The sequence below is a fragment of the Duganella fentianensis genome (assembly GCF_964031615.1).
Lineage (GTDB): Bacteria > Pseudomonadota > Gammaproteobacteria > Burkholderiales > Burkholderiaceae_D > Rugamonas > Rugamonas fentianensis_A.
In genome coordinates this window covers 466,912-478,047 of the sequence record NZ_CAXIQN010000020.1, presented here as the reverse complement: position 1 = coordinate 478,047, position 11,136 = coordinate 466,912, and the positions used below count along the sequence as shown (strand labels likewise).

The following is an 11,136-nucleotide window of genomic DNA, read 5'->3' as shown; positions in this document are numbered from 1 at the left end:
ATCCTATGTTTACCCAAAGAAAAAAAGCTAGTGTATAGCAATCTTTCCAAGATTAAGCGGCTGATACAATAAAATACAAACTATGTGACAAGTGCGCGCGCCGAATAAAGTCTGTTCCCGTCAGGAACAGACCCGCTGCGGCGCGGCCCCTTGATTACTAGTTTATTGCAAGGATTCGGTCAGTACACGGCCTTCCGAGCCTGCAGGCGGACGGATGCGCAGCAGGTGGGCCAGCGTCGGTGCAATGTCCACCACTTCGGCGTACTGGCCGTAGGCGCCCGCTTTGATCCAGCGTTTGCCCATGATCAGCAGCGGCACATTGGTGTCGTAGGCGTAGGGCGAGCCGTGCGAAGTGCCGCTCACACCCGTACCGAAGTACCAGTAAGGCTTGGCCACGATCATCAGGTCGCCGGAGGCTTCGCGGTTCCATGCGCGGCGCATCAGGGTGGCCATGCGGGTGGTGTTGGCGGCGCCGCTTTCCAGCTGGGTGCGGGTGTAAGCTTCGACGATGCCTTTTTGCGCCAGCAGGAAGCGGGCCGCAGCGTTTTCCACTTCCTCGCGTTTCAGGCCGCTTTTCTCGATCTGCACATAATCCAGATGGATATTCGGCAGCGACCAGGCGCTGAGCAGCTTGGCACCGCCGAATTTATCGCTTAGATGTTTGTCCAGCGCCTTCATCATGGCGTTGCCATCAATACGTTCGGCATCGATGTGCTGGGTGCGGGAGAATTCCGGCGTGTTGGGGAAGCCATGGTCGGCCGTCAGCACGACCAGCACATTGTCCATGCCTACCCGTTTATCGAGGTAGTTGAAGAACTCGGCCAGCATGCGGTCTACCCGTTGCAGGTGGTCGTGCGACAGCTTGCTTTCCGGACCGAAGGCATGGTTCACATAATCATGGGCAGACAGGCTGACCCCCAGCAGATCGGGTACGCCGGCCGGATTGCGGCCCAGATTTTCGCCTTCCACGGCAGCGCGCGCGAAGTCCAGCGTCAGCTGGTCCAGATACGGGCCCGTTTTCAGCAGGTTGTAGTAATCGGCATCGATATTGCCGCTTTCGCTGTAGTAGCTGAACGGCAGGCGGTTGTGCGTGCCCGCTTTGACCTGATTCAGTTCTTCCGGTGCGTCGCCCGTGTAGGCGGCAGCCGGCAGCAGCGGTGCCCAGGTCTTGCCGTAGTAGCGGTCTTGCGGTTTGCCTGCCTGATATTGCTGCACCCAGGCCGGATGCTGCTGCATGTAATAGCTGCTGCTGGCGAAGTTGCCCGTCTTGTCCATGTACATATAGGCCGTGCCGGTTTTGCCGGCCAGCAGAATCGCGCCACGGTCCTTGCCGGACACGGCCACCACTTTGGCCTTGCCGCCGGTGGCGTAGCGCAGCTGGTCGCCCAGCGTGTCGACTTTCAGGCGGGTGGGGGCGGTGCCGTCGCTAGGCTTGGTTTCCTCGTTGAGGTAGTGGTAGTTGGTGTCTTCCGTGCAGTAGACCGATTTGCCCGTCTTCGGGTCGATCCAGTTATTGCCGATGATGCCGTGTACATACGGGTAGGCGCCCGTCAGTACGGCGCTGTGGCCGATGGCCGTCACGGTAATGCCGTGTGCCTGATGAGCATTGTTGAACGAGGCGCCCTGATCGAGCATGCGGCGCAGGCCGCCCTGACCGAACTGGTCGCGGTAGCGCAGTACCTGTTCGTTAGGCAGGCCGTCCACCACCAGTACTACCACCAGCTTGGGCTGGGCGGGGCTGCTGGCTGGGGCGGCGTGGGCAGCAGGTTGCACCAGCAGGGCGCTGGCAACGGCAAGAGCGGACAGGGACAGTGGCTTGATCATAAGATGTCGGTGATGGTTTTAAAGATAAGACGGCGCATAGCGTATCACGTTGTGGCGCAAATGTTAGCCCCTGCTTGTGACCGCCAGATGACAATCTGGCCGGGGCCATGGCGGCAGGTAGCCCGGGGTGCCGAGTGCGGGCACCTCTGTGCTGCCTCAACCGGCAGCTTTGCTGGCGCAGTATTGTCGGATTAGCCTGAGCGCAGGCGTCACCATGCAAGGAGTCCATCATGCCGACTATCAGCCAACCCCGGATTCTGCCCGGCAGTGCGCAGGCCGCCTTGCCCGGTGCGCGTGCGCTCGGTCCGGTGGATGGCGGGCTGGCGCTGGAAATTACCCTGCGTTTGCGCGCGGCCGGCAGTGATACGGGCGACGATGCCGCCGCGCGCGGCGAGCAGTTGCCGCGCCAGCGGGTCTACCTGAGCCGCGCCCAGTGCGCGCAGGCGCATGGGGCCAGTGGCGCCGACATCCAGCAGGTACGTGATTTTGCCAGCAAGCATGGTCTGCATGTGCTGGGTAGTAGTATCGCCCAGCGCCATGTGGTGCTGTCCGGGCCGGCCCAGCAGATGGCGGGACTGTTTGGTGCCCAGTTGTTGCAGTATCAGACGGGCGATGGCAATTTCCGCGGCCGTACCGGCGAGCTCACCGTGCCGGCCGAACTGGCCGAGGTGGTGGAGGGCGTGTTCGGCCTCGATGATCGGCCGATAGCCACGCCGCGCTTCCGTCAGCGCGCGGTCCAGAGCAGTGTTACGGGCGCGGTGCAACTGGCTTATACGCCGCCGCAACTGGCGCAGATGTACCAGTTTCCACCCGGGCTGGACGGCAGTGGCCAGTGCATAGGGCTGATCGAACTGGGGGGCGGCAGCCGCGCCGCCGACTTGCGCGCCTACTTTAAATCGCTGGGTTTGAAGCCGCCAAGGGTGCGCAGCATCGCAGTTGATCATGGCGCCAACCGGCCCGGTCACGATGCCAGTGCCGATATCGAAGTCATGCTGGATATCGAAATAGCTGGCGCGCTGGCACCTGCCGCCCTGATCGCCGTGTACTTCGCGCCGAATAGCGAACGGGGCTTTCTGGATGCCGTCACCGCCGCCGTGCACGACGACGTGCACAAGCCGTCCATCATTTCCATCAGCTGGGGTGCGCCGGAAACGGCGTGGACGGAGCAGGCCATGAGCGCGATCGAGCAGGTGTTCAGTCTGGCCGCCAGCATGGGTGTGACCATCTTGTGCGCGGCCGGCGACAATGGCGCCACCGATGGGGTGGATGACGGCGCGCTGCATGTGGATTTTCCCGCCTCGGCGCCCCATGCGCTGGCCTGTGGCGGCACCCGCATTGCCATCAATGCCGATTGCGATCTGTGCGAAGTGGTGTGGAACGGCGGCCCTGCGCTGGCGTCAGGCGGCGGCTATAGCCGCTATTTCAGCCGGCCCGGTTATCAGGCGCTGCTGGGCGAGTCGGTGCGCTTTCGTGGCCTGCCCGATGTGACGGGGCACGCTGATCCGGCCAGCGGTTATTGTATCCGCGTCAACGGTCAGGAGCAGATCGTGGGCGGTACCAGTGCCGTGGCGCCCCTGTGGACGGGGCTGCTGGCGCGCATCAACCAGCAACTAGGCTATCCCGTGGGCTTTCTGCAACCCTTGCTGTATGGGGCGCTGCGCGGGCAGGGCGCCACGCGCGATGTGGCGCAGGGCACGAATGGCGCCATGAGCGCCGTGCCGGGCTGGGATGCGGGCAGCGGCTGGGGCAGCCCTGTGGGGGGGCGTCTGCTCCAGCTACTCAGTGCATGAGGAGACAGACGGGGCTCGCCGCGCATAATAAAAAGACACACTGACGGGGCAAAAAATGCGAATATGTGCCCCTACGGATTTGTTCAGCTAGCTGGTCGCCGCAGCGCCCCGATTTTGCGCTGCTTTGCTGCGGCCATTTTGTGGGGGCACTGTGAGAAAAAAACATCTACTGCAACGCAGCACACTGGCCATGGCGCTGAGCGCCGCTGTCGCACTGAGCGGCTGCGCGCTGGGGCCGGATTTCAAACAGCCGCAGGCACCGGCCGCAGCGGGCAATAGTTATACCGCCACGGCCTTGCCTGCCAGTACCGCCTCGGTGGCGGGTGTGAATGGTGGCGCGGCCCAGCAGTTTGTGGCGGGGCAGGAATTACCGGCAATGTGGTGGCAGTTATTCGGTTCGCCCGCACTGGACGAACTGGTGCGCGCTGCGCTGGCACAGAACCCCAGCATGGCAGCGGCCGAAGCCAGTTTGCGCCAGGCGCAGGAAGCCTATAAGGCGCAGGCCGGCAGTCTCAATTATCCCTCGGTGAACGGTCAGCTTGGTGTGGCGCGAGAAAAACAGCCCGCCAGTGCCGGCAATGGTGGCGGGGTGTTCACGCTGTACAACGCTTCGGTGGCGGTGGCCTATACGCCCGACGTCTTCGGGGCCAGCCGGCGCACGCTGGAAGGTGCACAGGCGCAGGTCGACTATCAGCGCTTTCAGGTGGAAGCCACTTATCTGAGCCTGAGTGCGAATGTGGTAACCACGGCGATCCGCAGCGCTTCGCTGCGTGCCCAGTTGCAGGCTACCCAGGAAGTGCAGCAGGCGCTAGCCAAACAGCTGGCCGTGATCGAGAAGCAGTTCGAACTGGGCGCGATCCCCCGTACTACCTTGTTGAGCCAGCGTAACCAGCTGGCGCAGGTCAGTGCCAGTGTGCCGCCGCTGGAAAAAGCGCTGGCGCAGAGTCGCCACCAGCTGGCCGTGCTGGCAGGGCGTTTGCCGGGCGAGGGCGGCCTGCCCGACTTCACGCTGGAATCGCTGACTTTGCCCCAGCAACTGCCGGTATCGCTGCCATCGGCACTGGTGCGCCAGCGGCCCGATATCCGCGCCAGCGAGGAGCTGCTGCATGCGGCCAGTGCCGCCATCGGCGTGGCGACGGCGGCACAATATCCCCAGCTGACGCTGAGCGGCAGCTATGGTTCTTCGGCGCAGAGTTTCGGCAAGCTGTTCGACGCGGAAACCACGGCATGGAGTCTGGCCAGCAATCTGACGGCGCCGATTTTCAATGGCGGCGCACTGAGTGCCAAAAAGCGCGCAGCCGAAGCTGCCTATGACGGCGCGGCCGCGCAATACCGTGCCACTGTGCTGAGCGCGTTTCAGGACGTGGCCGATAGCCTGCGCGCACTGGAAAGCGATGCGGCGGCTTTGAAAGCGCAGGCGGAAGCCGATGCGCTGGCTGCTGAAGCACTGGCGCTGGCCACCAGCCAGTACAAGCTGGGCGGCATCAGCTATCTGGCCTTGCTGGATGCCCAGCGTAGCTACCAGCAGGCCCACGTGGCGCTGGTGCAGGCGCAGGCGGCGCGCTACGCCGATACGGCGGCGCTGTTTCAGGCACTCGGTGGCGGCTGGTGGAACCGCAACGGTGGTGCCGCTGCAGCCAGTGCCGTTTCCGCCGCGCCCGTGTATGGCAGCAGTGCCGGTGCTGCAGGCAGTAGCCGTTAATCCGTATTCCCGTTCGACGGCAGCGCTAGCGCTGCCCAAATCTTAATTCCTTTGATCTTCAGGCAGGAGACTGATTCATGACCAAGCGCATGTTCATCATGATAGGTGGCGTAGTGGTGCTGATCGCCGTACTGGCGTTCGGTAAATATCTGCAGATCCAGAAGCTGATCGCTTCTTCACCCAAGCCCGGTGCCCAGACGGTGACTGCCATCAAGGCCGAGCTGTCGGCATGGCAGCCACAGATTAATTCGGTCGGCACGCTGATGCCGGTGCGCGGGGTGGATGTGAGTACCGAACTGGCGGGCATGGTGCGGCAGGTGCATTTCCACTCGGGCGAAGAAGTGCGCGCCGGTCAGGTGCTGTTCACGCTGAATGCGGAAGCCGATGTAGCCCAGCTGCAGGCGCTGCAGGCAGCGGCCGAGCTGTCGGCCTCCGTGCTCAAGCGCGACAAGCTGCAGTTCGCCGCGCAGGCCATCAGCCAGGCCCAGCTCGATGCCGACGAAGCCGACCTGAAAAGTCGCAAGGCGCAGGTGGCCCAGCAGCAGGCGCTGGTAGAGAAGAAGACGATCCGCGCGCCGTTTGCCGGCAAGCTGGGGATTACGGCGGTCAATCCCGGCCAGTTCCTCAATGCGGGCGACAAGCTGGTGACGCTGCAGACCATCGATACCGTGTATGTCGATTTCTTCGTGCCGCAACGCCAGCTGGCCGGTCTGTCGATCTGCCAGAAACTCAATCTGACGGCCGATGCCTACCCCGGTGTAGCCTTCGCCGGCAAGGTTACCTCGATCAGCCCGAAAGTCGATGCCGCCACGCGTAATGTACAGGTGCAGGCTACTGTGCCGAATGGCAAGCGTCAGCTGCTGCCCGGCATGTTTGCCAATGTCAGCCTCGATCAGGGCGAGAAAAAGGAATACCTGACCCTGCCGCAGACGGCGATTACCTACAATCCATACGGTGCTACCGTGTTCGTGCTGGCGCCTTCGACGGCCAAAGATGGGCCTAAAGATGACAAGGGCAATGCCCAGCTGGTGGCGCAGCAGGTGTTTGTGACCACGGGCCCGACCCGTGGCGATCAGGTGGCTGTGCTGACGGGCTTGAAAGCAGGGCAGGTGGTGGTGACCAGCGGCCAGCTCAAGCTGAAAAACGGTACGCCAGCCGTGATCGACAACAAGGTGCAGCCGGCCAACAATCCTAGCCCGACGCCGCAGGAACACTAAGGAAGGCCGCACCATGAATTTTACCGACATCTTCATTAAGCGGCCTGTACTGGCCAGCGTAGTGAGCCTGCTGATCGTCGTGCTGGGCTTGCGTTCGCTGTTCAGCCTGCCGATCAACCAGTATCCGAAAACCCAGAATGCGGTGGTGACCATCTCCACCACTTACTATGGCGCCGATGCAGCCACGGTGGCGGGCTTTATCACCCAGCCGCTGGAATCGGCCATCGCGCAGGCACAGGGGATCGATTATCTGTCCTCGTCCAGCAATAGCGGCGTATCGGTGATTACTGCCACGCTGCGGCTAAATTACGATTCCAACCGCGCGCTGACGGAAATCACCACGCAGGTGAACTCGGTGCGCAACCAGTTGCCGCAACAGGCGCAGCAACCCGTGCTGACGGTGCAGATGGGCCAGACCACGGACGCCATGTATATGGGCTTCTACAGTGATACGCTGCCGACCAATAATGTGACGGACTTTCTAGCCCGCGTGGTCAAGCCCAAGCTCGATTCCATTCAGGGTGTGCAGACGGCCGAACTGCTGGGGGCGCGCCAGTTCGCCCTGCGTGCATGGCTGGATGCCAGCAAGATGGCGGCGCATGGCGTGACGGCGGCCGATGTCAGCGTGGCGCTGTCGCAAAATAACTATCTGACGGGGCTGGGCGCCACCAAAGGCCAGATGGTGACGGTGCCCCTGACGGCCGGTACCGATCTGCATACGGTGGAAGAATTCAAGGCGCTGGCGATCAAGCAGGAAGGTGGTGCCATCGTCCATCTGGAAGATATCGCTACCGTGACGCTGGGTTCGGAAAACTACGATTTCAACGTGGCCTTCAGTGGTGTGCGCTCCGTATTCATCGGTATCAAAGTGGCGCCCGATGCCAATATTCTCGATGTGGCCAAGCGCGTGCGGCAGGCTTTCCCCGCCATCAAGGAGCAGTTACCGAATGGCCTGACGGGCGAAATCGTCTACGACTCCACCGAGTTTATCAACACCTCCATCGAGGAAGTGGTGAAGACGCTGCTGGAAGCGCTGGTCATCGTGACGGTGGTGATCTATCTGTTCCTCGGCAGTTTGCGCGCCGTGATCGTTCCCGTGATCGCCATGCCGCTGTCGCTGATCGGTACCTTCTTCGTGATGCTGCTGCTCGGCTATTCGATCAACCTGCTGACGCTGCTGGCCATCGTGCTGGCCATCGGGCTGGTGGTGGACGATGCCATCATCGTGGTGGAAAACGTCGACCGTCACATGAAGCAGGGCATGAAGCCGTTCGATGCGGCGATTATCGCGGCGCGCGAACTGGGCAGCCCGATTCTGGCGATGACGGTGGTGCTGGTGGCCGTGTACGTGCCGATCGGCTTCCAGGGTGGCCTGACGGGCGCGCTGTTCACCGAATTTGCCTTCACGCTGGCCGGTGCCGTGGCGGTGTCCGGCATCGTTGCGCTGACGCTGTCGCCGATGATGTGCGGCCATTTCTTCGATCCCAAGCAGGACGAGGGCAAGTTCGTCAAAGCCATCGACCGCGTATTCGACAAAGTGCACCATGGCTATCTGCGCACGCTGCATAGCCTGCTCAACACCTGGCCTGTGCTGATCGTGCTGGGCCTGATCCTGAGCCTGCTGCTGGCGCTGATGTTCAAGATGTCGCAGTCGGAACTGGCGCCGGAAGAGGATCAGGGCATCGTGCTGTCGCAGGTGGTGGGCGCACCCACCGCCACGTCCGACCAGATGCAGGCCTATGCCAAGCAGATTTTCGAGATCGCCCACGCACTGCCCGAGTACGAGCAGATGTTCCAGATTACGGGCGTGCCGACTACCAATTCCGGTATTGGCGGCGTGCTGTTCAAATCGTGGGATAAACGCAGCCGCTCTGCCCACGAAATCCAGCAGGAACTGCAGCAGAAGTGGAATGGCGTGGCCGGTGGCCGCGTGGCCGCGTTCCAGTTCCCGCCGCTGCCCGGCAGCTCCGGTCTGCCCGTGCAGTTCGTGATCACCACCACCGAGCCGTTCGAAAATCTGAACTCGGTGGCGCAGGCCGTGCTGGCCAAGGCGCAGAAGGATAACAAGTTCTACTTTGCCGACGTCGATCTGAAAATCGATGCACCGCAGGCGAGGGTGGAAGTGGATCGCGAAAAACTGGCGACGCTGGGTCTGACCCAGCAGGACTTCGGCAATGCCATGGGCGCTGCGCTGGGGGGCGGCTACGTCAACTACTTCTCGATTGCGGGGCGCTCCTACAAAGTGATCCCCCAAGTGCAGCAGGTGGACCGGCTGAATCCGGACGATGTGCTGAACTTCTATATCAAGGCACCGAACGGCAGCATGATCCCTGCCTCCACCGTGGCCACCATCAAGTACTCGGTGCAGCCGGAATCCGTCACGCGCTTCCAGCAGCTGAATTCGGCGACCATCTCCGGCGTGTCCGGCGCGTCGCAGGGCGAGATACTGGAATACCTGCGCAACACGGTGAAGGAAGTGGCGCCATCCGGCTACACGGTCGACTATTCGGGCGCCTCGCGCCAGTACATGAGCGAATCGGGTGGCTTCATGATGACCATGGCGTTTGCCGTGATCATCGTATTCCTTGCGCTGGCGGCCCAGTTCGAGAGCTTCCGCGATCCTATCGTGATCCTGTTCTCGGTGCCGATGGCGCTGTTCGGTGCCATGACCTTTATCTTCCTGGGCTTCGCTTCCATCAACATCTACACGCAGGTGGGGCTGGTGACGCTGATGGGGCTGATATCCAAGCATGGTATTCTGATCGTGGAAGTGGCTAACCACCTGCGCGCAGCGGGCAAGAGCAAGCGTGAAGCCATTGAGGAAGCGGCCGCCACCCGTCTGCGGCCTATCCTGATGACGACCGCCGCCATGGTGTTCGGCGTGGTGCCGCTGGTAATTGCTTCGGGCGCGGGGGCGGCAGGCCGCCATGCCATGGGTCTGGTGATTTTCACCGGCCTGTCGATCGGTACGCTGTTCACCCTGTTCGTGGTGCCGGCCATGTATCTGTTCCTGTCCGGCCAGCACAAGGTCGAGCCGCAGGCGCAGGCCGCCGCTGGCCATGGCGGCGGGCATGGGCAGGCAGCGGAGCCGACGGCGTAACAGAAAGAGACGATGGTAGAGCAAGTAAAAACGCAAGCAAAGGCGGTCGCCAGTTCTTTGCGCTGGCTGCCGGGAGGGCAGAAACGTAGTCTGGAGGAGGTGATACTGATTATGCTGTGCATGATCAGTATTGCCAGTGTGTTGCCGTTTGCCCTGTTCCGGCTGTGGGAAGGGAGCTGGCTATCGGCCACGGTGGATATGTCGCTGGTACTGGCGTTTATCGCGGTGATCGTGCACGTGGTGCGCACCGGCAGGCACCGCGTGGCGGGGCTGCTGGTCACGCTGTTTTATTCGGCCGGCATGCTGGCCACCGTCTATCTGCGTGGCGTGGCCATGGTGTACTGGGTGTATCCCACCACTATCGCTGCGTACTTCATCCTGCGCCCCCGTATGGCGCTGGCGATCAATGCGGTGGCGCTGCTGGCGCTGGTCGTGATCCTGAGCAGCCAGCTGGCCACCCTCAACCTGTTCACCATCGTGGTGACGATAGGACTGGTCAATCTGTTTGCGTATATCTTCGCTGACCGCACGGGGCTGCAGACGCGCGCCCTGCACACGGAAGTGGAGCGCGATTTCCTCACAGGTGTGCTGAACCGGCGTGCACTGGACCGCAAGCTGGGCGATTATGCCGACGAGCGCCGGCCCCATCTCGATTCCTGTTTGCTGCTGCTCGATCTGGATCACTTCAAATCCATCAACGACGAATACGGCCATGCGGTGGGCGATACTGTGCTGGTGCGCCTGTGTACGGTACTGCGCCAGCATACGCGTGCTTCGGATCGTATCTTCCGCTATGGCGGTGAAGAGTTTGCCATCATCGCCAGCGGCGCCGAACCCGATGCCGCGTTGCGGCTGGCAGAAAACCTGCGCGTAGCCGTCTCGCTGGCGCAGTTGCTGGAACAGCGTCCGGTAACGGTCTCGATAGGCGTGGCGCTGATGGATAAGCGCAGTTCGCCCCGTGAGTGGCTGCTGCAGGCTGACCAGATGCTGTACCGTGCCAAGGAAGAAGGACGGAATACCGTGCGGGTAGCCGCGCACAAGGAGACCGTATGACGCATCGATTCAGTCGGCGCGGCTGGCTAGTGAGCGCTGCGCTGGCGGCATTCACGGCCAGCGCATGGGCTGGCGCAGACGCGCCGCAGGCCAGCAAGCCGGAACTGCTGGTGGCCGACGGGGTGCTCGATCTGAACGCGGCACCTGTGCTATCGGAGGAACTGATACGCAAGGCCGTACGCGAGACGGTGGCGGAAGATCCGCACCCGCAGGCGCTGGCGGCACGCAATGCGGCAGCGTATGGTGCGGCGACGGTGACGGCGCAGGACAGGATGACGGCGGCGTTCAATCAGGCCAAGGTGCCGGACTGTCTGCATGACGACGCCCTCAAGCTGCAACCAGCTTATATCGGGCCGTTCGGGGTGGTGGGGCCGTTTTCGCTACCGTGGGTGGTCGCTGCGGCCTTGCGCGGCAAGTGCCGCTAGCAGGGATGGCAGGCGCTGCGCGTGG

7 protein-coding genes are annotated in these 11,136 nt (G+C 62.5%); 6 read left to right on the top strand and 1 reads right to left on the bottom strand.

What is annotated here, in order from left to right; genetic code table 11:
- Positions 1–162: 162 nt before the first annotated feature.
- Positions 163–1,824, bottom strand: a complete 1,662-nt coding sequence (locus tag ABNT42_RS16570) for an alkaline phosphatase family protein (RefSeq protein WP_348698786.1) — start codon at positions 1,822–1,824, stop codon at positions 163–165.
- Positions 1,825–2,054: 230 nt separating this feature from the next.
- Here ABNT42_RS16570 and ABNT42_RS16565 point away from each other — a divergent pair, with 230 nt between their 5' ends.
- From ABNT42_RS16565 to ABNT42_RS16540, 6 genes are all read left to right on the top strand, one after another.
- Entirely contained in the window at positions 2,055–3,614 is a 1,560-nt protein-coding gene (locus ABNT42_RS16565) for a S53 family peptidase (RefSeq protein ID WP_348698784.1), read from the top strand.
- 151 nt (positions 3,615–3,765) lie between these two features.
- Positions 3,766–5,316: an efflux transporter outer membrane subunit gene (locus tag ABNT42_RS16560; protein ID WP_348698782.1), complete on the top strand. Its 1,551-nt coding sequence runs from the start codon at positions 3,766–3,768 to the stop codon at positions 5,314–5,316.
- A 77-nt stretch (positions 5,317–5,393) separates the two neighbouring features.
- Positions 5,394–6,533: an efflux RND transporter periplasmic adaptor subunit gene (locus tag ABNT42_RS16555; protein ID WP_348698780.1), complete on the top strand. Its 1,140-nt coding sequence runs from the start codon at positions 5,394–5,396 to the stop codon at positions 6,531–6,533.
- A gap of 13 nt (positions 6,534–6,546) precedes the next feature.
- Positions 6,547–9,633 carry an efflux RND transporter permease subunit gene (locus tag ABNT42_RS16550; protein ID WP_348698778.1) on the top strand — a complete coding sequence of 1,029 codons (3,087 nt, stop codon included), beginning with the start codon at positions 6,547–6,549 and terminating at the stop codon, positions 9,631–9,633.
- A 111-nt stretch (positions 9,634–9,744) separates the two neighbouring features.
- Positions 9,745–10,686: a GGDEF domain-containing protein gene (locus ABNT42_RS16545; RefSeq protein ID WP_348698776.1), complete on the top strand. Its 942-nt coding sequence runs from the start codon at positions 9,745–9,747 to the stop codon at positions 10,684–10,686.
- Entirely contained in the window at positions 10,683–11,111 is a 429-nt protein-coding gene (locus ABNT42_RS16540; protein WP_348698774.1) for a hypothetical protein, read from the top strand. Before ABNT42_RS16545 ends, ABNT42_RS16540 begins: the two co-directional genes overlap by 4 nt.
- The last annotated feature ends 25 nt before the right edge of the window (positions 11,112–11,136 follow it).